General features: G+C 59.6%; 22 protein-coding genes, 2 pseudogenes and 1 riboswitch. Of the genes and pseudogenes, 12 read left to right on the forward strand and 12 right to left on the reverse strand.

Annotated elements, in window-relative coordinates; all coding sequences use genetic code 11:
• Positions 1-15 precede the first annotated feature (15 nt).
• Positions 16-1,692, forward strand: a complete 1,677-nt coding sequence (gene ligB / locus ACZRJ6_RS06775; RefSeq protein ID WP_463967932.1) for an NAD-dependent DNA ligase LigB — start codon at positions 16-18, stop codon at positions 1,690-1,692.
• Between the two features lie 81 nt (positions 1,693-1,773).
• Positions 1,774-2,169 carry a DUF1090 domain-containing protein gene (locus tag ACZRJ6_RS06780; protein WP_463967799.1) on the forward strand — a complete coding sequence of 132 codons (396 nt, stop codon included), beginning with the start codon at positions 1,774-1,776 and terminating at the stop codon, positions 2,167-2,169.
• A 30-nt stretch (positions 2,170-2,199) separates the two neighbouring features.
• On the opposite strand, the gene ACZRJ6_RS06785 is transcribed toward ACZRJ6_RS06780, so the two are convergent.
• The gene (locus ACZRJ6_RS06785; RefSeq protein WP_463967798.1) at positions 2,200-2,649 is read right to left on the reverse strand and encodes a c-type cytochrome; all 450 of its coding nucleotides are present in this window, start codon (positions 2,647-2,649) and stop codon (positions 2,200-2,202) included.
• Between the two features lie 128 nt (positions 2,650-2,777).
• Between ACZRJ6_RS06785 and mltA the strand changes: the two genes are divergently transcribed.
• Positions 2,778-3,950 (forward strand): murein transglycosylase A, encoded by a 1,173-nt coding sequence (gene mltA, locus ACZRJ6_RS06790; RefSeq protein WP_463967797.1) that lies wholly within the window; start codon positions 2,778-2,780, stop codon positions 3,948-3,950.
• A gap of 60 nt (positions 3,951-4,010) precedes the next feature.
• Here the strand turns inward: mltA and ACZRJ6_RS06795 are convergent, their stop codons facing one another.
• From ACZRJ6_RS06795 to ACZRJ6_RS06815, 5 genes and pseudogenes are all read right to left on the reverse strand, one after another.
• Positions 4,011-4,397, reverse strand: coding sequence for an MAPEG family protein (locus ACZRJ6_RS06795; RefSeq protein ID WP_149414435.1), 387 nt, complete (start codon positions 4,395-4,397; stop codon positions 4,011-4,013).
• A gap of 32 nt (positions 4,398-4,429) precedes the next feature.
• Positions 4,430-4,546: pseudogene (locus ACZRJ6_RS06800) on the reverse strand (EamA family transporter); the annotation flags it as partial.
• A gap of 33 nt (positions 4,547-4,579) precedes the next feature.
• Positions 4,580-5,419 (reverse strand): formate/nitrite transporter family protein, encoded by an 840-nt coding sequence (locus tag ACZRJ6_RS06805; RefSeq protein ID WP_149414434.1) that lies wholly within the window; start codon positions 5,417-5,419, stop codon positions 4,580-4,582.
• A gap of 56 nt (positions 5,420-5,475) precedes the next feature.
• Complete coding sequence (locus tag ACZRJ6_RS06810) at positions 5,476-5,694, reverse strand: hypothetical protein (RefSeq protein WP_149414433.1); 219 nt, start codon at positions 5,692-5,694, stop codon at positions 5,476-5,478.
• 95 nt (positions 5,695-5,789) lie between these two features.
• Positions 5,790-6,194 (reverse strand): acyl-CoA thioesterase, encoded by a 405-nt coding sequence (locus tag ACZRJ6_RS06815; protein ID WP_149414432.1) that lies wholly within the window; start codon positions 6,192-6,194, stop codon positions 5,790-5,792.
• 198 nt (positions 6,195-6,392) lie between these two features.
• A riboswitch (S-adenosyl-L-homocysteine riboswitch) is annotated at positions 6,393-6,499 on the forward strand.
• A 21-nt stretch (positions 6,500-6,520) separates the two neighbouring features.
• Here ACZRJ6_RS06815 and ACZRJ6_RS06820 point away from each other — a divergent pair.
• From ACZRJ6_RS06820 to ACZRJ6_RS06840, 5 genes and pseudogenes are all read left to right on the forward strand, one after another.
• Positions 6,521-7,930: an adenosylhomocysteinase gene (locus tag ACZRJ6_RS06820; RefSeq protein WP_463967796.1), complete on the forward strand. Its 1,410-nt coding sequence runs from the start codon at positions 6,521-6,523 to the stop codon at positions 7,928-7,930.
• 171 nt (positions 7,931-8,101) lie between these two features.
• Positions 8,102-8,947 carry a methylenetetrahydrofolate reductase [NAD(P)H] gene (gene metF, locus ACZRJ6_RS06825; RefSeq protein WP_463967795.1) on the forward strand — a complete coding sequence of 282 codons (846 nt, stop codon included), beginning with the start codon at positions 8,102-8,104 and terminating at the stop codon, positions 8,945-8,947.
• Between the two features lie 167 nt (positions 8,948-9,114).
• Positions 9,115-9,456: pseudogene (locus tag ACZRJ6_RS06830) on the forward strand (hypothetical protein); the annotation flags it as partial.
• A gap of 73 nt (positions 9,457-9,529) precedes the next feature.
• On the forward strand, positions 9,530-10,345 hold the full coding sequence (locus ACZRJ6_RS06835; protein WP_463967794.1) for a substrate-binding periplasmic protein: 816 nt from the start codon (positions 9,530-9,532) through the stop codon (positions 10,343-10,345).
• 222 nt (positions 10,346-10,567) lie between these two features.
• Positions 10,568-12,457 carry a DEAD/DEAH box helicase gene (locus ACZRJ6_RS06840; protein WP_463967793.1) on the forward strand — a complete coding sequence of 630 codons (1,890 nt, stop codon included), beginning with the start codon at positions 10,568-10,570 and terminating at the stop codon, positions 12,455-12,457.
• 64 nt (positions 12,458-12,521) lie between these two features.
• Here the strand turns inward: ACZRJ6_RS06840 and ACZRJ6_RS06845 are convergent, their stop codons facing one another.
• Positions 12,522-12,896: a nuclear transport factor 2 family protein gene (locus tag ACZRJ6_RS06845; protein WP_149414427.1), complete on the reverse strand. Its 375-nt coding sequence runs from the start codon at positions 12,894-12,896 to the stop codon at positions 12,522-12,524.
• Between the two features lie 125 nt (positions 12,897-13,021).
• Between ACZRJ6_RS06845 and ACZRJ6_RS06850 the strand changes: the two genes are divergently transcribed.
• Positions 13,022-13,906 carry a LysR substrate-binding domain-containing protein gene (locus ACZRJ6_RS06850; protein WP_463967792.1) on the forward strand — a complete coding sequence of 295 codons (885 nt, stop codon included), beginning with the start codon at positions 13,022-13,024 and terminating at the stop codon, positions 13,904-13,906.
• A gap of 66 nt (positions 13,907-13,972) precedes the next feature.
• Here the strand turns inward: ACZRJ6_RS06850 and ACZRJ6_RS06855 are convergent, their stop codons facing one another.
• On the reverse strand, positions 13,973-14,551 hold the full coding sequence (locus tag ACZRJ6_RS06855) for a YceI family protein (RefSeq protein ID WP_133102404.1): 579 nt from the start codon (positions 14,549-14,551) through the stop codon (positions 13,973-13,975).
• 32 nt (positions 14,552-14,583) lie between these two features.
• Complete coding sequence (locus ACZRJ6_RS06860; protein ID WP_463967791.1) at positions 14,584-15,135, reverse strand: cytochrome b; 552 nt, start codon at positions 15,133-15,135, stop codon at positions 14,584-14,586.
• A gap of 282 nt (positions 15,136-15,417) precedes the next feature.
• Here ACZRJ6_RS06860 and ACZRJ6_RS06865 point away from each other — a divergent pair, with 282 nt between their 5' ends.
• A complete protein-coding gene (locus ACZRJ6_RS06865; RefSeq protein WP_149414424.1) occupies positions 15,418-16,824 on the forward strand; it encodes an adenosylmethionine--8-amino-7-oxononanoate transaminase in 1,407 nt (468 codons plus the stop codon).
• 69 nt (positions 16,825-16,893) lie between these two features.
• A complete protein-coding gene (locus ACZRJ6_RS06870; protein WP_463967790.1) occupies positions 16,894-17,613 on the forward strand; it encodes a 16S rRNA (uracil(1498)-N(3))-methyltransferase in 720 nt (239 codons plus the stop codon).
• A gap of 85 nt (positions 17,614-17,698) precedes the next feature.
• On the opposite strand, the gene ACZRJ6_RS06875 is transcribed toward ACZRJ6_RS06870, so the two are convergent.
• From ACZRJ6_RS06875 to ACZRJ6_RS06885, 3 genes are read right to left on the reverse strand one after another with little or no spacing between them, the layout of a single operon-like run.
• The gene (locus tag ACZRJ6_RS06875; RefSeq protein ID WP_350614233.1) at positions 17,699-18,601 is read right to left on the reverse strand and encodes a transporter substrate-binding domain-containing protein; all 903 of its coding nucleotides are present in this window, start codon (positions 18,599-18,601) and stop codon (positions 17,699-17,701) included.
• 36 nt (positions 18,602-18,637) lie between these two features.
• Positions 18,638-18,991: a RidA family protein gene (locus tag ACZRJ6_RS06880; protein ID WP_149414421.1), complete on the reverse strand. Its 354-nt coding sequence runs from the start codon at positions 18,989-18,991 to the stop codon at positions 18,638-18,640.
• Between the two features lie 10 nt (positions 18,992-19,001).
• The gene (locus ACZRJ6_RS06885) at positions 19,002-20,288 is read right to left on the reverse strand and encodes a D-amino acid dehydrogenase (RefSeq protein ID WP_463967931.1); all 1,287 of its coding nucleotides are present in this window, start codon (positions 20,286-20,288) and stop codon (positions 19,002-19,004) included.
• A 62-nt stretch (positions 20,289-20,350) separates the two neighbouring features.
• On the opposite strand from ACZRJ6_RS06885, the gene ACZRJ6_RS06890 reads away from it, so the two are divergent.
• Complete coding sequence (locus ACZRJ6_RS06890; RefSeq protein WP_463967789.1) at positions 20,351-21,253, forward strand: LysR family transcriptional regulator; 903 nt, start codon at positions 20,351-20,353, stop codon at positions 21,251-21,253.
• The last annotated feature ends 4 nt before the right edge of the window (positions 21,254-21,257 follow it).

A 21,257-nucleotide genomic window follows, 5' to 3' on the forward strand; every position in this document is an offset into this window, starting at 1 on the left:
AGGATGCTCATGATGATGCCGCGCCTGCTGGTCTGCCTGCTGTTGATCCTTTTCCCCATAACGGCCTGGAGCCAAGACTGTCCTGACTGGCACTCCGGCAAGGCCAGGGATGAAATGGCCGCACTGCAACAACAAATCAGCCTTTGGGACGACAGTTACCACCGGCTTGGCCAATCCTTGATCAGCGATGAACTCTACGACCAGGCACGTCTGCGCCTTGACCAATGGCGTACCTGCCTTGCACAGAACGCACCGCTCCCCGACAACCCGCTGGCCAGTTCCAGGGGCACTCTGGCCCATCCGACACCACACACCGGGCTGGAAAAACTGATCAGTGACCGGGCCGTCGAAGACTGGATCACTACCCGGCACGACCTGTGGATTCAACCCAAGGTCGACGGAGTCGCCGTAACGCTGATCTATCAAAAAGGTCGCCTGATTCAGGTCATCAGCCGCGGTGACGGGGTTCTCGGGCAAGACTGGTCGGTCTCGGCACGAAAGATCCCTGGCATCGTGCAGCAACTGCCCGAACCCATTGATCTGCTGCTGCAGGGTGAACTCTATTGGCGCCTGAGCGAACACCTCCAATCAGAACGGGGCGGTATTAATGCCCGCAGTAAAGTCGCCGGGCTGATGAACCGCCAACAGCTGAGCGATACCGATGCCGCCGGTATCGGCCTGTTTGTCTGGGCGTGGCCACAGGGGCCGGCCAACTTGAATGAGCAACTGGACACTCTGGAGCGATGGGGCTTTACCGACAGCAAGCGTTATAGCCAACCCATCAGTGACCTCGACGACGCTCGTCACTGGCGTACCTTCTGGTACAACAACCCACTGCCGTTCGCCAGCGATGGCGTGGTACTGCACCAAAGCCAGCGCGCACCAGCCAACCGTTGGCAGGCCAGCACACCCTACTGGGCGGCGGCCTGGAAATATCCGGTGATCAAAGCGCTGGCCCAGGTACGCAAGGTGCATTTCAAGATCGGACGCACCGGGCGTATCACGCCTATTCTGGAACTGGACCCGGTGTTGCTCGATGATCGGCAGATCAGGCGCGTCAGCGTCGGCTCGCTGAAGCGCTGGCAAGAACTGGATATCCGCCCCGGAGACCAAGTCGCCATCAGCCTCGCCGGCCAAGTCATTCCCAGGCTCGACCAGGTCATCCTGCGCAGCCAGCCACGAACCCACATCGAGGTGCCAGCGGCCAGCGCCTTCCATCATTTGAGCTGCTGGCAATTGGTCCCTGGTTGTGAGGAACAACTGCTTGCCCGCCTGACCTGGCTGAGTGGCAACCAAGGCCTGGCCCTGCCACATATCGGCCGTGAAACCTGGAATACGCTAATCCAGGCAGGTCTAATCAGCGGTCTGCTCGATTGGTTGAAGCTGGATGAGGCAGAGCTTGCTAACATTGACGGATTCGGTGATCGCAGCAGTGCGCGCCTGCTCGACAGTTTGCGCAGTGCCCGGCAGCGACCATTCGCACAATGGCTGATGGCTTTGGGTGTTCCGCCCACTGCCCGCAATAACCTGGAAGGTGGCTGGCAAACCCTGGCCACCAGAAACAGTCAAGCCTGGCAGGCTGAAGCTGGAATCGGCCCGGGACGCGCGGCGCAATTGAGCGCTTTTTTTCGCGATCCGCACGTCCTGGCTATGAGTGAAACATTACGCGCTGCCGGGATAGACGGTTTTTAGCCCGGACCCTGCAGTATTAACCGGTGCCAGCAGAACTCATCCTGCCCACCTGATTGCAACCTTGTTTACCCTGGAGCCCTTATGAAATTTCTTGCACCGCTCGCCCTTTTGACCGTCGCAAGCTTCATGACCACCCCGTTGCTGGCGGCCGAAGAAGCACAGGAACTCACCGGCTGCGCCGCCAAGCGTCAGGCCATCAGCGCCCAGATCGAACAGGCCAAGGCCCACGGCAACAGCGAGCAGCAAGCAGGCCTGGAAAAAGCCCTGAGCGAAGTCACCGCCCATTGCACCGACGCCTCCCTGAAAAAGGAGCGGGAAAACAAGGTGCTCGACGCCAAGCACGAAGTCAGCCGCCGCCAGGCCGACCTCGACAAGGCCATGAAGAAAGGTGATTCCGAGAGGATCAACAAGCGCAAAGACAAACTCGCCGAATCACGCAAAGAGTTGCAGGAAGCCTTGGACGAATTGGACAAGTAAGGCGCTTACCGCCCCCTTGCCCAGGCAGGATCAATGATCACGAAACTGTTTATGGCAGGCGCTGCAGGCATCTTCGACTTTCTGCACCGCAGGCCCCAGGTTGCTGGCCTTGTAAGGCTGCACCTGGCTGGCGATCACCAAATCACCGGTGGCCGCTTCAAGGTTTCTGGCCATCTCCTGAAAACGGGCCTGCTTTTGCCAGACATCATCCTTGGCGCTGGTGTGGTCTTCTTCGCGCACGGTTGGGAAATGCTTCCAAGGCTCATGGGACAGACTATCGAGCTTGACCGCACCCTCGGCGAATTTCGCGCCGTCAAACGGTATGCGCCCACGCAGCATGCCACCCAGGTCTTCGCCGGTCTTGAGCATCTGCTTGAAAATGGCCTTGCGTTGGCCCAGCGGCGAATTCGGATCAACGCCGCCACACGCAGACAGTGTCAGGCAGGCCAGTAATACAACGGTCAGTTTTTTAAGAATCATGGTGGCTCAGGGTCACGGGAAACGGCGGCCAGTATCCTCGCCCCGCCCGCAAAGACCAATAGCCCTATTAATAATACGGATTGCTTGAGCGCCAACAGGCTCGGGCAATCGCCTCAGGAATTGCTTGCATGAATGTTACGTTGAAACCCTGGAGCCGCCGCCTCGCGTGGACTTTACCGATGATTGCGCTGCTCGCCGGCTGCAACGCCGGCAAGCAGGAGCCAGAAAAACCCCACGCAATTGCCACCTATGTCAGTGCCACCTGGGAAGCCTTGCCGACGGTTTCGGATAGCGATTTGCAGGCAGGATTCGAATCCTGGCGCAGCGCTTGCCAACGCCTCAAGAGCGATCCGATATGGGCCGCGACCTGCGCCTCGGCCGTCAGCGTTCCGGCAACTGCCGTCGCCATTCGCGGATTTCTTAAAGAACACCTCGACGTCTATGGCTTGCGCTCGGCGGACAACACACCCCACGGCTTGATCACCGGCTACTACGAACCGGTTTATCCAGGCAGCCTCACCGAAACCAAAACGGCTCATGTGCCGGTGTTCGGTGTGCCGGACGACCTGATCATCGTCAACCTGGAAAGCATCTACCCGGAACTCAAGGGCAAACGCCTGCGCGGTCGCCTGGAAGGTCGCGTGCTCAAGCCTTATGACGACGCCAGCGCCATCAATCAACAAGGCTCTACTGCCGAGCCCATCGCCTGGCTAACCAACCCGATGGACCTGCAATTCCTGCAAATCCAGGGTTCGGGCCGCATCCAACTGGCCGACGGACGTCAACTGCGCGTGGGTTATGCTGATCAAAACGGCTTCCCGTATCGCCCCATCGGCCGCTGGCTGGTGGAACAAGGCGAACTGAAGAAAGAAGACGTGACCATGGGCGCTATCAGCACTTGGGCCAAGGCCCATCCCGAGCGGATTTCGGAACTACTGGCGAGCAACCCCAGCTATGTTTTTTTCAGCACTCGCCCCGACAGTAACGAAGGCCCGCGCGGTTCTCTTAATGTGCCGTTGACCGCCGGCTACAGCGTGGCAGTGGATCGCAAGGTAATTCCGTTGGGCAGCCTGTTGTGGCTGTCGACGACACGTCCCGATGGCGCGCCGATCGTACGCCCGGTGGCTGCCCAGGACACTGGCGGCGCGATTACCGGTGAAGTGCGGGCCGACCTGTTCTGGGGTACCGGCGATGCGGCGGGTGAGTTGGCGGGCAATATGAAACAGCAGGGGCAGATCTGGATGCTGTGGCCCAAAGGCGCGGTGCTGCCAAACGTGCCGGATGCACCGACTGGGACCTAGCGATCTATGTGGCGAGCGGGCTTGCCCGCTCGCCACATAGAGCCGACCCACGGGCAAGCCTTATATCGATACAAAAAAGAAGCTCGCAATCAACCCTACCCCCACAAACCACACCAGCGAACGCAGCATTGCCCAATCCGCCAGGTAGCAAATGATGTAGAGCAACCGGCTGGTAATAAACAGCACCGCCAGCACATTGATGGTCACCAGTTCCGCGTTGCCGGCCAGGTGGGCAATGATCACCGCAGCAGCAAACGCCGGGGTCACTTCAAAGCTGTTGAGCTGCGCGCTGTGGGCGCGCTTGGCAAAACCCTCCAGGGTTTCCAGGAAGGCCCGAGGATCGTGGTTCTGCCGGGGCCCGAACTTGCCACCGCTGAACTTGGCCACACCAATACACAGGTAAGGCAGAGCGATAGCGATCAACACACACCAGAAAGCGACTGTCATAACTCATTCCTTTGTTAGCGTTTTATTTAGAGTTTCATCACGAACATGCCGAACAACACCACCAGAATCACACTGACTTCCCGCAGCGCAACGGCCTCGGCAATCGAGCCCGACTGCATGGCCCAAGGCACCAGAGCGCGCTGATAAATTGCAGCATGAGTTGCTCATGCGGCATCTGTCTATTACTTGGGTAAACTGCTTTCACTGCGAATCTGCGCATGGCTGATCAAGGCAAAGATAAAGCTGCCGCCGATGATGTTGCCGGCCAGGGTCGGCCCGGCAAACACCAGCCAGAAATCCTTCCACGGCAACTCACCAGCAAACACCAGGTAAGACACTTCCGCCGAGCCAACGACGATGTGGGTGAAGTCCCCCAGGGACATCAGGTAAGTGATCAGAATGATGATCCAGATCTTGGCGCTTTCCATCGACGGAATCATCCACACCATGGTGGCGATCATCCAGCCAGAGACGATGCCCTTGGCAAACATCTGGCTGCTGTCGTTCTCCATGACCTTGCGCCCGATATCGAGGAAAGCCAGGTCAGTCTTGGCATCGAAGATCGGCAGATGCAACATCACGTACGCCACCAGCAAGGTGCCGCACAAGTTGCCCACCAGCACCACCGTCCATAAACGCAGCAGCCGCCCGGCGTTGGCCAGGGTCGGCTTGCTCATCACCGGCAGCACGGCGGTCAGGGTGTTTTCGGTAAACAATTGCTGGCGCGCCAGAATGACCGCCAGAAACCCCGCGCAGTAGCCGAAGCTGGCAATGACCTTGAACCCTTCACCGCCCGGCAGGCGCGAGTTGAGCAAGCCCATGGCCATCAGCGAGAGGCCCATGGTCAGGCCCGCAGCCAATGCGGACCACCAAAGTGCGGCAACGGTACGCTCCAGCTCCTGATCGCCCTGGGTACGGATGATTTCATGCAAAACCGCCGCACGAGGCGGTTGGTTCTTGTCCACGTCCTGTTGTTCTTCCTGCGACAGGTTGGGGGTCTTGCCGTCTTTTTGCGTGGCCATAGTGCTCCTCAATTCAAGGGGTGCCTGTAACTACGACACGCTGGATTCAGGGCTGTTCAGTGGCTGGATAACTTGACCGGCAGGCGCCAGGCCGGGGGCGGCGATAACTCCACCTTGATCCGGCCATCGGGGGCTCGCCATAGGATCATCTTGCGTTCGCCCGCGCCCTCTTCCACGGGCGCAGCCACACCTTCGGATTGCGCCGCAGAGGCCAGGGGACTTGTGATGATCGGCGCCACAGTAGCGTGGCGTGGCACAGATTCGAGCAGTTTCATACGCGGACTCTCTACAGGATGCAGTCCTGAGTGACGAGAGAGCCTGGGACATATCCATCCGGAATGATTTGATTAAAAATCAAACCGGCGCTGAGTTATTCGCTGATGCCGTCATCCTGAAACTGATCCTTCACGTACTTGATTTCGGTACGACCGTGGGGGGCCGGCAAACCGTCTTCACCCAGGTTGACGAAGACCATCTTTTCCACCGTCAGGATGCTCTTGCGCGTAATCTTGTTGCGCACTTCGCAGGTCAGGGTGATGGAGGTGCGACCAAACGCGGTGGCCGTGATGCCCAGTTCGATGATGTCGCCCTGGCGCGAGGCGCTGACAAAGTTGATTTCGGAGATGTACTTGGTCACCACCCGCTGGTTGCCCAACTGGACAATCGCGTAGATGGCAGCTTCTTCGTCGATCCAGCGCAGCAGGCTGCCACCGAACAGGGTGCCGTTGGGGTTGAGGTCTTCGGGTTTTACCCATTTGCGGGTGTGAAAGTTCATGGTCACTCCAAAGCGTCTTGCCAAATGATGGGCAACATCATGGCAGAGCAGCGCAGCAAGCTCTATGAACCATTGCCTATCAACCCCATGAGCGATCTTCATGCTGCCGACAGAAAGGCTTGGGAAGTCAGCCGCAGCCCGTTATAATCCCCACCGCTTCAAAACGGTCATCTTCAGTTGATACCGTTCTCCCGCCACCTGTCCGAGGGGCGCTGCAGCAGGCTCGACCTGTCAGGCTCGGATGGGGCGTTGTCTGGCCTGGTTGTCCTGGCCTGATACTAAACGCACAACGGCGCCCATTCGCACACTACGAATGGAGGCTCTTCATGAGCGCTGTAATCACGCCTGCAGATTTTAACGACTACAAAGTCGCCGACATGTCCCTCGCCGCCTGGGGCCGTCGCGAAACCTTTATCGCCGAATCCGAAATGCCAGCCCTGATGGGTCTGCGCCGCAAGTACGCCGCTGAGCAACCGCTCAAGGGCGCGAAGATTCTCGGCTGCATCCACATGACCATCCAGACTGCCGTGCTGATCGAAACCCTGGTTGCCCTGGGCGCCGAAGTACGCTGGTCGTCCTGCAACATTTTCTCGACTCAGGATCAGGCCGCTGCCGCTATCGCCGCTGCCGGCATTCCGGTTTTCGCCTGGAAAGGCGAGACCGAAGTAGAGTACGAGTGGTGCCTGGAGCAAACCATCCTTAAGGATGGCGCGCCATGGGATGCCAACATGATCCTCGATGACGGCGGCGACCTGACCGAGTTGCTGCACAAGAAATACCCGGCCATCCTCGACCGCGTCCACGGCGTGACCGAAGAAACCACCACCGGCGTACACCGCCTGCTGGACATGCTGGCCAAGGGCGAACTGAAAATCCCGGCCATCAACGTCAACGACTCGGTGACCAAGAGCAAGAACGACAACAAGTACGGCTGCCGTCACAGCCTGAACGACGCGATCAAGCGCGGCACTGACCACCTGCTGTCCGGCAAGCAAGCGCTGGTTATCGGCTACGGTGACGTGGGCAAGGGTTCGTCCCAGTCCCTGCGCCAGGAAGGCATGATCGTCAAGGTTTCCGAAGTTGACCCGATCTGCGCCATGCAAGCCTGCATGGACGGTTTTGAGCTGGTTTCGCCGTTCATCGACGGCATCAACACCGGTACCGAAGCAAGCATCGATAAAGCCCTGCTGGGCAAGATCGACCTGATCGTTACCACCACCGGCAACGTCAATGTTTGCGACTCGAACATGCTCAAGGCCCTGAAGAAGCGTGCCGTGGTCTGCAACATCGGTCACTTTGACAACGAGATCGACACCGCTTTCATGCGCAAGAACTGGGCATGGGAAGAAGTGAAGCCGCAGGTGCACAAGGTTCACCGCACCGGCGCAGCTAGCTTCGACCCACAGAACGACGACTACCTGATCCTGCTGGCCGAAGGCCGTCTGGTGAACCTGGGCAACGCCACCGGCCACCCAAGCCGCATCATGGACGGTTCGTTCGCCAACCAGGTACTGGCGCAAATCCTCCTGTTCGGCCAGAAGTACGCCGACCTGTCGCCTGCCCAGAAGGCCGAGCGCTTGACCGTGGAAGTACTGCCGAAGAAACTCGACGAAGAAGTGGCCCTGGAAATGGTCCGCGGCTTCGGCGGCGTGGTGACTCAACTGACCAAGACCCAGGCCGACTATATCGGCGTGACCGTTGAAGGTCCGTTCAAGCCGCACGCATATCGCTACTAAGTAACCGGCGCCACCTGCTCTACCTGTAGGAGCGAGCTTGCTCGCGAAAAACCCAAAGGCACCGCGTATGTCCTGTTTACACGCGTTATCGTTGCGGTTCTTCGCGAGCAAGCTCGCTCCTACAGTACAGATGGATGCACAGTCGGTTTTCGAGTTCCCAAGGGTATTACCATGTCCCAAGACCGTCGCTACAGCTTCGAGTTCTTCCCCACCAAGACCGATGCTGGGCATGAAAAACTGCTCGCCACTGCCCGTCAGTTGGCCAGCTATAACCCCGATTTCTTCTCCTGCACCTACGGTGCCGGCGGCTCCACCCGTGACCGCACGATCAACACCGTGCTGCAGCTGGAAAGCGAAGTCAAAGTACCGGCCGCCCCGCATTTGTCCTGCGTTGGCGACAGCAAGGCCGACCTGCAGAGCCTGCTGACACAATACAAAAGTGCGGGCATCAAGCGCATCGTCGCCCTGCGCGGCGACTTGCCGTCCGGCATGGGCATGGCCAGCGGCGAGCTGCGCTACGCCAATGACCTGGTGAGCTTCATCCGCGAAGAGACCGGTGACCACTTCCACATCGAAGTGGCTGCTTACCCGGAAATGCACCCCCAGGCGCGCAACTTCGAAGACGATCTACGCAACTTCGTGCGCAAGGCCAATGCCGGTGCCGACAGCGCGATCACCCAGTACTTCTTCAACGCCGACAGCTATTTCTACTTCGTCGAGCGTGTACGGGCGCTTGGTGTGAACATTCCAATCGTGCCGGGCATCATGCCAATCACCAACTACAGCAAACTGGCGCGGTTCTCTGACGCCTGCGGCGCGGAAATCCCCCGCTTCATTCGCAAACAACTGGAATCCTATGGCGATGACGTCAAAAGCATCCAGGCGTTCGGCGAGCAGGTCATCAGCGAAATGTGTGAACGTTTATTGCAAGGTGGCGCGCCAGGGTTGCACTTCTATACCCTGAACCAGGCCGAACCAAGCCTGGCCGTCTGGAACAACCTCAAGCTACCTCGCTAAGGTTCGTTTCAAAGTGCCCAGGCCCTCTTAATACGAGGGCCTTTGCCGTTTTAAATGCCCACGGAAACCTGCAGTCCATGAATACAGTCGCCCCGACTCCGCGCCCACAACTGGTTTACCTAGTATTTGGCTCCGAGACTTACCATCAGGAAGCGGTATTCAGCATCGCCAGCGCCCTGGACGATACGCGCCAGGTCTCCGCTCACCTGCCGCGCCCACCGCGTCTGCAGCGCTTGATGTACAAGCTGATCACCCTGGTGCTACCCAAGCATCAGCAGCAGTTCATCCGGGAAATCCTCTACGGCTGCTACGAACACCCCAACGAATTCGACCAGGCCTGTGGCCCGGTTTGGTGGGAGAAGGCGCGGCAGAACCAGGAAGAACGCCAAGGCCGCCCTATTGATGCCAGCCTTCTGGAGCACTGGTTCGCCAACCCCTTTGTACGCCTGATCCTCGGCGAGCGCCGCGAAGCCATTTACGAACACCTGATGAAGTCTTCGCCAAAATAAAAATTCAGTATCAGCGCCCGCAGATCCCTGTTCCAGAGCTTCTATTTAAGCGGAGACAGTCGTAACCTCAGGTATGCCAGCCATTTTCCAGTTGTTGACAGCTGTTCTTCTCACTTGCCTGAGCCTGACCGCCCGAGGCGAGAAACTGCGTATTGTCACCGAACCCTGGGCGCCCTATGTGTACGAGGAAAACGGCAGCATGCGCGGCCTCGACTACGAGACCACGGTGATTGTCTTCCAGCGCCTGGGGATTGATGTGCAATGGCAGTTCCTGCCCTGGAAGCGCTGCCTGGCCATGCTCGACCAGGGCCAGGCCGACGGCGCGCTGGACATTTTCCACAGCACCGAACGGGACAATGTGCTGCTGTACCCCAGTGAACCGCTGTCCCGGGTGGAGTTCGTAATGTTCTATGCCAACGAGCGCCCTCACCCGTTCCAGACCCTTGATGACCTGCGCGGCCTGACCATCGGCACTTCGCCGGGCTACCTTTACGGCGCTGAATTCAGCGAATCCACCCTCTTCAACCGCGAACCGGCCCCCAGCCATGAAGCCAATTTCGGCAAATTGGCCCGTGGACGGATCGACTTGCTGATCACCGATCGCCGAGTCGGCCAGCATGCACTCAAGGAGTTGGGCCTTGAAGACCAGATCACCCAGGCGCCGAACGTGATCAGCAGCCAACAGCAATTTCTCGCCGTGCGCCGTGGCGCGGGGATGGACTTGCTGGTCCAGCGCTTCGGCGCCGAGCTCAAGCGCTTCAAACAAGAGCCTGCCTACGCGGCCTTGAGCGCCAAATACGCAGGCGCCAGCGCTGAAACGACCTCATTGCCGCTTCCAGCGCCACCCCCGGACAAAACCGTTGAGCAGCAGGAAAGCAGCGCATACTGATTGCTCTGTTATACTGCGGCCTTTCCGCCAGGCTTACGCCCGGACGCTTGGGTCTATAAAAGACACCCCGATGCAGCTACTGCGCAGCTTTGCAGCCCGCGCGAGCCGTCGAAGTGCCTGCCAGCCCCAGCAGGACCGGACGGGATTGCGTTCATCTAAACGCCATTCGCGCCAGGCAAGACTATCCCTCTGGGCCAAGCCCTAACTAAAACAGGATTACTCATGTCCTTTGCTTCCCTCGGTCTCTCCGAGGCTTTAGTCCGTGCCATCGAGGCAGCGGGCTATACCGAGCCTACTCCGGTGCAACAGCGGGCCATTCCCGCCGTGTTGCAAGGTCGCGACCTAATGGTTGCGGCACAGACAGGTACTGGTAAAACCGGCGGCTTCGCCCTTCCGATTCTGGAACGGCTGTTCCCCAATGGTCACCCGGACAAATCCCAGCGTCACGGCCCGCGCCAACCGCGCGTATTGGTCCTGACCCCTACCCGCGAACTCGCAGCCCAGGTGCACGAGAGCTTCAAGCTCTATGCCCGCGACTTGAAGTTCGTCAGCGCCTGCATCTTCGGCGGCGTCGGCATGAACCCACAGGTTCAGGCCATGGCCCGTGGTGTAGACGTACTGGTTGCCTGCCCAGGTCGCTTGCTCGACCTGTGCGGCCAAGGCAGCGTCGACCTGTCCCACGTGGAAATCCTCGTGCTGGACGAAGCCGACCGCATGCTCGACATGGGCTTTGTCCATGACGTGAAGAAAGTCCTCGCCCGCCTGCCAGCTAAACGCCAGAACCTGCTGTTCTCGGCGACCTTCTCCAATGACATCACGTCCTTGGCCGGCAAGCTGCTGCACAACCCCGAGCGCATCGAAGTCACGCCGCCGAACACCACCGTCGAGCGTATCGAGCAACGGGTGTTCCGCTTGGCCGCGAGCCACAAGCGTGCGCTGCTGGCCCACTTGATCACCGCCGGCGCCTGGGAACAGGTCCTGGTGTTCACCCGCACCAAGCACGGCGCCAACCGCTTGGCCGAGTACCTGGACAAGCACGGTCTCACCTCCGTCGCCATCCACGGCAACAAGAGCCAGAACGCACGGACCAAAGCCCTGGCCGACTTCAAGGCCGGTGAAGTGCGCATCCTGGTGGCCACCGACATCGCCGCGCGCGGCCTGGACATCGATCAGTTGCCCCACGTGGTCAACTTCGAGCTGCCAAACGTCGATGAAGACTATGTGCACCGTATCGGCCGTACCGGCCGTGCCGGTCGTTCGGGCGAGGCCATTTCCCTGGTCGCTCCGGACGAAGAAAAGCTGCTCAAAAGCATCGAACGCATGACCAAGCAGAAAATTGCCGACGGCAACCTGATGGGCTTCGATGCCAGCGCAGTGGAAGCCGAGAAGCCGGAAGTGCGCGAGCGTCCGGACGTACGCAACCCACGCAACAACCCACGCGGTCCGAAGGGCGATGGCCCGAACGGCGGTGGCGGCGGCGGTGGTCGCAAGGACAAGGGCAAGGACAAGGGCGCCAAGGAGAAACCTGCAGCCAGCAGCCGTGGCGAACGCCCGGCCCGCGAGCAGAAGCCTCGTGAAGGCACTCCGGCCCGCGAACAGCGCCAGCCGAGCCAGCCACCACGTGCTGCCGCTGACCGCGCCCCGGACGAGTTCCTCGACGACGACGTGGATAATTTCGGTAACCGCGCTGACTACGTGCCCCAGGCCAAACCAGCCCAGGGCCGTGGTCGTCGTCCAGGTGCTCCGGCACAGGGTGCAGGCGCAGGAACTGGTGCTCCACGCACCGGCCAGCCGCAGGGTCGCCAAAGCGCTCCGCGCAGCAGCAACGGCGCAACCACTGGCACCCCGCCAGCCAAGCGCAATGGCCCACGCAATGGTGCTCCCCGTGACGGTCAGGCCCGTCGCGAAGAGGCGCCACGTAACCGCCGGCCAGCTCGTGACGAGCAGCCACAGTCGTCGGAACCGGCTGTGCAAAACCCGCGTGGCGGCCCTGCGCCGAAGATCATCCACAAGGAGTCAAAAAGCGATCGCTCCCTGACACCTGAGCAGTTGGATCAACTGCCAGGCCGTCCTCGTGGTGAAAAACCAGCGCTGCTGACCCGCAACCGCTGAGTTTTCAGCTGTAAAAAAACGCCCCGACTGGTTCGGGGCGTTTTTGTATCTGGCATTTTTCTTATTAATCGACAGCCGTACCAACCTTATGAAAAAGCTTGGCAAAAATAGTCCAGCGACCGTCCACTTTCATCAGGTTCAAGTAGTCCACCATGATGTTATCGAACAGGCGCAGGCGAACCTTGACCATGGCCATTTCCGGTGACATCACATCAATCATCAGCACTTCGTCCAATCGCGCAAACCCACCTTCCTGCGGCGACTTACGACCCTGGACCATGGCGCGATACTCAGCGAAAGGGCGCACGGTCACTTGCCCATCCTGAGCGGCATACAACACACAACCCGGATGAAAAACCTGATCGAACGTGTTTAAGTCTTGGGTTTGCAACACATCAAAGTACTCTTTCAACATGCTTTGAATTTCATGACTAACCATACTGGGTCCCCTGATGATTTAACTGTGTGCCACTTCAATAAGTAACATGCAGCCAATTATCAGCAAGGCACCGGACTCGGGTATAGCGGCTATTATTCGTCCTTTATGTGAACGGAATTCACCTATTGAAACTGCCTCCCCTCGCAGCCTTGCGTGCTTTCGAAGCACTCGCCCGATTGGGCAAGGTGAACCTGGCAGCGCTGGAGCTGCATGTCACCCACAGCGCCGTCAGCCATCAAATCCGCTCCCTGGAGGAATACCTCGACGTGGCGCTGGTCGCGCGCGCCGGGCGCTCATTGGTGTTGACCGATGAAGGCCGGATCTACGCCTATCAAATCCGCCAAGCGCTAGGAGAGATTGCCGGGGTCACCGAAAAGTTTCTGGCGAAGACCAAGCATCCACAACTGACGCTGTCGGTCCTGCCCTCGTATGGCCTTTTTTGGCTACTGCCCAGGCTCAAAGGCTTCATGTGCGCCCACCCCGACTTGCACCTCAAGCTGGCCTCCACCATGGAGTTCGTCAGTTTTGAGCAGGGGCTGGTAGATTGCGCAATCCGCTTCGGCCACGGCCAATGGCCCGACGTGCATTGCGAACCCCTGATGGCGGACTCATTGCTGGTGGTCGCCGCTGCAAACTTCAACGGCGGCGCGCTGCCAATCACCCCGCAGGCTGTACTGGAACAGCCGCTGCTACATGCCAGCGAAAGCTGGCCAGTCTGGCTCAGCGCGGCTGGAATCGAGGGTCAACGCCCTCCCGCCACACTAGAGTTCACCGACTCCACGTTACTGCTTGAGGCCGTCAGGCTGGGATACGGCATTGCGCTGACCCGACGTTCGATTGCCCATTCCCTGATAAAGCGCGGGGAGTTGGTCAAACTGACGGATATCGAACCCGTGCATTCATCACGCTACTTTCTGGTCTGGCCCACCGACAGCAAACGTTCGGCGCAAATATCATCACTGCTTAAGTGGCTCAAAGAACAGGTCGTGCAGTATCAGGGCGGCCTATAGGCCTACAACTGACAGACAGCAAAACGCCGACCCTGAGGTCGGCGCTTAGGGTTGACGCAGCGAAAATTACTTCGCTTTGACACCTTCAAGCGAGATGTCCAGATCCAGCGTCTGCGACGTAGGGCCTGGGCCTTTGATGCCGAAGTCGTTCAGGTTCAGGGTGGACTTGGCGTTGAAGCCAGCACGTTCGCCGCCCCAAGGATCCTTGCCCTCACCGTTGAAGGTGGCCTTGAACACGACCGGTTTGGTCACGCCGTGAAAGGTCAGGTCGCCGGTGACATCAGCGGTTTTCTCGCCAGTGGATTTAACACTGGTGGAGACGAACTTGGCTTGCGGGTACTTGGCTACGTCGAGGAAGTCTTTGCTGGCGATGTGCTTGTCACGCTCGGCGTGGTTGCTCCACAGGCTGGCTGTCTTCAGGTCAACTGCGATTTTGCTCGCTTCAGGCTTGGCAGCATCCCAGGTGAACGAACCATCAAAGTCCTTGAACGTACCGTGAATGAAGCTGTAGCCCAGGTGGCTGATTTTCCAATCAACGAAGGCGTGCTGGCCTTCCTTGTCGATCTTGTAGTCAGCCGCCATCACCTGACCGGCAGACAGCAAAGCAGAACCGATTGCCAGAGCAGCGAGAGTCTTTTTCAACATGCTTTATATTCCTTGTGAGTCGAGGTTGAACATCAGGCTCTGCGCCCCAGCATACGAACCAGGGTCGCATCACGATCAATGAAGTGGTGTTTCAGTGCAGCCACACCATGCAGGCCAGCGAACACAACCAGTACCCAGGCCAGGTAAAAATGCACCAAGCCGGCTACGTCTGCCTGGTCCGGTAGACCGGAAACCAGCGCAGGAATTTCAAACAGGCCAAACACCGGGATCCCGACACCGTCTGCGGTGGAAATCAGGTAACCGGCAATCATCACGGCAAACAGCCCGAGATAAAGGAAGGCATGACCAAACTTGGCACCCAAGCGGGTCAAGCGGCTGTAGCTGGCCAGTGACGGCGGCGGTGGGCTGATAAAGAGCCACATCACCCGCAACAGCATGATGGCGAACAAGGTGATGCCGATGCTCTTGTGCAGGTCCGGCGCGTCTTTGCGCCACATGCTGTAGTAGTCAAGACCGACCATCCACAGCCCAAGAGCGAACAGACCGAACACCACCAAGGCCACGCCCCAGTGGATAACAATGCTGACCCAGCCGTAGCGGGCCGCTGAATTTCGTAGTTGCATTACCCAAATCCCGTAAGAGCTGCGCCCAAGACTAGCGTTTTACCTATCGAATTAAAGCGGAAAATTTCGCTTTGAAATATCGAGAAATATGATGTTAAGCGTAGGAGCAATAAATTAACCGGGGATTAAGGACTATTCAGAGGAAACGTGACAGACCGTCCTGCTACAGGCACCAATTCGATTTTCAAAGCACGCAATGGGTTGTGACACTGCCCGGCATTGCATAGGCTTGCGCGATTGTTTCGCCCGCGCACGTCGCGAGCCGCTTCGAGGAGACTGAAGATGGGATTGAATAACCAGTGGATGCAACGCGATCTTGCGGTGCTGTGGCATCCCTGCACCCAGATGAAAGACCATCAGCAACTGCCGCTGATTCCCATCAAGCGCGGTGAAGGCGTGTGGCTGGAAGACTTCGAAGGCAAGCGCTACCTGGACGCCGTCAGTTCCTGGTGGGTCAACGTGTTCGGCCACGCCAACCCACGCATCAACCAGCGCATCAAGGATCAGGTGGATCAGTTGGAGCATGTGATCCTCGCCGGTTTCAGCCACCAGCCGGTGATCGAGCTGTCCGAGCGCCTGGTGAAGATGACGCCCGAAGGCCTGACCCGTTGCTTCTACGCCGACAATGGTTCGTCGTGCATAGAAGTCGCGCTGAAGATGAGCTTTCACTACTGGCTCAACCGTGGCCAGCCTGCCAAGAAGCGCTTCGTCACCCTGACCAACAGTTACCACGGTGAAACCATCGCGGCGATGTCGGTGGGCGATGTGCCGCTGTTCACCGAAACCTACAAGGCCCTGCTGCTGGACACCATCAAGGTGCCGAGCCCGGACTGCTACCTGCGCCCCGAAGGCATGAGCTGGGAAGAACACTCACGCAACATGTTCCTGGCCATGGAACAAACCCTGGCCGAGAACCATGACAGCGTCGCCGCCGTGATCGTCGAACCGCTGATCCAGGGCGCCGGTGGCATGCGCATGTACCACCCGGTGTACCTCCAGTTGCTGCGCGACGCTTGCGACCGCTACGGCGTGCACCTGATCCACGACGAAATTGCCGTCGGCTTCGGACGCACCGGCACTATGTTCGCCTGTGAACAGGCTGGCATCCGCCCGGACTTCCTCTGCCTGTCCAAGGCCCTGACCGGCGGCTATTTGCCGCTGGCGGCCGTGGTCACTACAGAGGATGTCTACAGCGCCTTCTACGACGACTACCCGACCCTGCGTGCCTTCCTGCATTCCCACAGCTACACCGGCAATCCCCTGGCGTGTGCGGCGGCGCTGGCGACCCTGGATATTTTCGAAGAAGACAACGTCATCGAGAACAACAAGGCCCTGGCCCAGCGCATGACCACGGCCACCGCGCACCTGGTGGATCATCCCCACGTCTCGGAAGTGCGCCAGACCGGCATGGTCCTGGCCATCGAGATGGTCCAGGACAAGGCCACCAAGACTGCCTACCCGTGGCAGGAACGCCGTGGGCTCAAGGTCTTCGAACATGCTCTTGAGCGCGGCGCGTTGCTGCGCCCGTTAGGCAGCGTGGTGTATTTCCTGCCGCCTTATGTGATTACCCCGGAGCAGATCGACTTCCTCGCAGAAGTGGCCAGTGAAGGAATTGATATCGCCACCAACAGTAAAGTCAGCGTGGCAGTGCCCAAGGACTTTCACCCAGGGTTTCGTGATCCAGGCTGATTGCCCACCCCCTTGTTGATCGTTCCCACGCTCCACGTCTGCCCTGCACACTATTTCCAGAGAACAGAAATGAGACTGTCCCGCTTTTTTATCGACGCCCCCCTGAGCATTGGCGACCACGAGTTGCCCGAAGCCCAGGCGCATTACATCAGCCGCGTGTTGCGCATGAACGAAAGCGATCCCGTGCAGTTGTTCGACGGCTCCGGCCAGGAGTTTCGCGGCACGTTGCTGGAAGTCGGTAAAAAACGCGTGGTGGTGCAACTGACCGAAGCCTTCGCCGGGCAGCTCGAATCACCGTTACAGATCCACCTCGGCCAGGGCTTGTCCCGTGGCGAGCGGATGGACTGGGCGATCCAGAAAGCCACTGAGCTGGGGGTCAACGAAATCACCCCTATTTTCAGCGACCGCTGCGAAGTACGCCTCAAGGACGAACGGGCCGACAAGCGCCTTCAGCACTGGCGCCAAGTGGCGAGCAGCGCGTGCGAGCAGTGCGGTCGTTCGCGGGTGCCAGTGATTCATCCACCGCTGTTGCTGGCGGATTGGCTGAAGCAGACCGAGGCGGATTTGAAACTGGTCTTGCACCCGGTGGCCGAACCGTTGGTCAGCCATGCCAAGCCTGCAAGCCTGGCGTTTCTGATCGGGCCAGAGGGCGGTTTGACCGATGGGGAAGTGAACAGCGCGCAGAATGCCGGATTCCACTCGGCGCGACTGGGGCCGCGAGTGCTGCGCACCGAAACAGCGCCAGTCGTGGCGCTGGCGGTGGCCCAGCAGCTGTGGGGGGATTTCTAAACCAACGCAACTCATCCCATGAAAACCCAATCAAATGTGGGAGCTGGCTTGCCTACTCCCACATTTTGATCGGGCTACCACTCCATCACTCCACCGGATCACTCACCGGCTTGGCAATAATCGCCTTCAACTCGCTGGTCATCGGAAACTCCAGGTTCAAGCCCTTGGGCGGGATCGGCTGTTCAAACCAGCGCTGGTAAATCCCGTTGATCTCCCCCGAGCTGTACAGGCCCGCCAACGTCTCGTTGACCACCGCGAGAAACTGCGGATCGTCCTTGCGCACCATGCAGCTGTAGATTTCCCGCGACTGCTCCTCACCCACCACTACCCACTTATGGGGGTCCTTGGCCTTGGCGCGCTCACCGTAGAGCAAGGCGTCGTCCATGTAGAACGCCACTGCCCGGCCCGACTGCAGCATCTGGAACGCTTCGCCGTGGTCCTTGGCGCTGATCACCGATATGTTCAGCTTGTGGTCGGCGTTATAGCTCTTGATAAAGCGCTCGTTGGTGGTTCCCGCGGTGGTCACTACGTTCTTGCCTTTGAGGTCAGCGAAGCTGTTGATGCCGCTGTCCCTGGAGGTCAGCAACTGACCCTTCACGTAGATAAAACCGTAGGAAAACGCCACCTGCTTTTGCCGCTCGGCGGTCACGCCGGTAGAGCCACACTCCAGGTCCACAGTGCCGTTCTGCACCAGCGCGATACGGGTCTGGGACGTCACCAGGTTGTACTTAACATTGAGTTTCGGCACGCCGGTTTTCTGTTGAATGCGCTCGACAATCTTGCTCGCCAGATCCACCGAGTAGCCCATGGGTTTACCGGTGTGATCACCGACGTAGGAAAACGGCACCGAGGCATCGCGATAACCCAGGGTGATGCTCTTGGCGTTGGCGATCTTGCTCAACGTGCCTTGCAAGGGTGCTTCAGTGGCGTGGGCCTGAGCCCCAAGCAACAGCCCCAGGGTGCAGCCGATCAACGTGATTTTTTGCATTGTTATTCTCCGTTGGTTTTCTTGTTATGCAGATCGTTAAGGGCGGCGAGCAGCGATGACGCTGATTTCTACCAGCACGTCAGGACGTGCCAGCTCCGCTTGCAGGGTGGTGCGGGTTGGCGCCTGGCCGGGCGACAGCCAGGCTGACCAGACGTCATTCATCGGCGCAAAACCGTCCTGGATATTCTTCAGGTAAATGGTTGCGTTGAGTAGATGATCCTTGTCGCTGCCAGCGTCGCGCAGCAGCGCATCTATCTTGGCCAGGACTTCCTGGGTTTGCGTCGTCACATCCTGGCCCTCGCCGGGCACCTGGCCGGACAAAAACACCAGGCCCTGAAAGGTCACTGCGCCGGACAGACGACTGTTGCTGTTGATTCGGGTGATGCTCATCGGTGCATCCTCAGGCGGCGCGGGGAGCGAGGCCCTGCATATCAATGGAAGTCGTGTGTTGGCCGATCAATTCGGCGAGCAATTGGCCGCTGCCACAGGCCAGGGTAAACCCCAGGGCACCATGGCCAAGGTTAAGCCACAGGTTGCGATAGGCACTGGCGCCAATCAGCGGCACGCCGCTGGGCGTGGCCGGACGCATACCGGCCCATTCGATGGCCTGTGTGTAATCACCGGCCAGCGGGAACGTTTCACAGGCCTGGCGCTTGATCAGCGCCAGACGCTTGGGTTCAATACGGGTGTCGAAGCCTACGATATCCACCATCGCCGCCACCCGCAGTTGCTCGCCGATACGGGCGTAGACAATTTTGCGGTCGTAATCGGTGATGCTGATATTCGGCGCTTGATGCTGCTCGCCAATCGGCACGCTCAGGCTGTAGCCCTTGAGTGGATACAGCGGCAACGACACGCCAGGCAAAGCCAGCTCGGGGCTGCGATGACCCGCCGCCAGCACCAGGTGTTCGACCGCCAGCACCTCGACGCCCATCTCGATCGCCTGCACGGCGCCATCCGCGTGACGAATGCCGGTGACTTTACGGCCCAGCATGAACGTGCAACGCCCCGAAGCTTGAAGCCGCACTGCCAGTTGCTGGCAGAAGCCATGACAGTCCGCCACTTCTTCGTTGGGCGTGTAGATCCCGCCAACAAAATCCCCAGCGCCCAGGGTCGGCTCCAGCCGCGCACAATCAACCGCCGACAACACTTGTTGTTGCAGGCAATCGGTCACTTTGCCCCGCGCATGCTCAAACGTATTGTGGCTGCGAAACGTCACCAGCTTGCCGTTGCGCCGCCAGTCGAAGCCGTCCAGGCCGTCTTCGTCACGCCACTGCTGCAAGGTGCCCTGACTCAAAGACGCCAGGCGTAACAAATGCCCGGCATTGCGCTTGTTGACCGAGGCACGACAGGCGCCGAGAAAGGACGCCATCCAGCGCCATTGGGCTGGGTCCAGGCGCGGGCGCAGCTTCAATGGCGAGTCACCACGCAGCATCCAGCCGATGGCTTGCAGCGGTACCCCTTTATCGGCCAGCGGTGCGACATAGCGATAGGACAGTTGGCCGCCGTTGGCAAAGCTGGTTTCGCTGCCCAGGGTTTCCCGCGCCTCGACCACCGTCACGTCCATGCCGGCGCGCACCAGGGCGTAAGCGCTCGCCAGGCCGATGACCCCTCCGCCGATGATGCAAACCTGCTGAGCCATATCAGTCCTTAGCCGTTGATTGTCAGAGCTGAAGGTTAGGGCCAGGTGACAGACGCCGGACAATGAATAAAGATGGGGCACCCATAAACAAAGGTTATGGACTTTCCATGCGCTTGCGTCATATCGAAATCTTCCAGGCGATCCGCCAGACCGGCTCCGTCAGCGCCGCCGCGCAGTTGCTGCACGTCTCGCAACCGGCGGTGAGCAAGGTGTTGCAGCACGCCGAGTTGCAACTGGGCTTCCCGCTGTTTTTGCGCATCCGCGGCAAACTGCTGCCCACGCCCGAGGCGCTAGCCCTTGAGCGGGAAGTCGACAAGGTCACCGAAAGCCTGCAAGGCGTGCGGCGCCTGGCGCAGAACCTGCGCCGCGAACCGGGTCAAAGCCTGCGCATCGGCGCCACACCGGCCCTGGCGTTATCGCTGCTGCCACCGGCCATTCGCGAGTGGACTCAGCGCTACCCGGACATCGCCTGCGAACTGTCCAGCGCCCACAGCCGCGAGCTGGTGCAGAACCTGTTGATGCGCGAGATGGATGTGGCGCTGACGCTCAAGTCCCCCGATCACCCAGGATTGAAGGCCCAGGCGTTGGCCCATGGCGTGCTGGTCGCCCTGGCACCGCGAGGTTACTGGCCCGCGGCAGAACATGGGAAACCCTTGCCGCTGATGGCGTTGGCCGATGCGCCGTTGATTGGCCTGTCCAGCGCCGACCCGTTGTCGGCGAAACTCGACAGCTACCTGGAAGCCGTCGACCCGCCACCGCGCGTGAGCATCGCAGTGCAGACTTACTCCCTGGCCAGGGCCATGGTCGAGTCCGGTGCAGGGCTGGCGGTGATTGATCCGTTTACGGCCCTGGGTGCGTCAACGTCCACCACCTGCATCCGTCCGCTGGCACCGCCGCTGCCGATCACCTTGTATGCCCTGACTCGCGCCGATGAACCGCCGCCACATATGCTGGCGAGCCTACTGGAGATTTTCAGCAGCCGGGCCCAGGAACAACTCGACCGCCTGTAGGAGC

It is taken from the genome of Pseudomonas sp. C321, assembly GCF_055407105.1.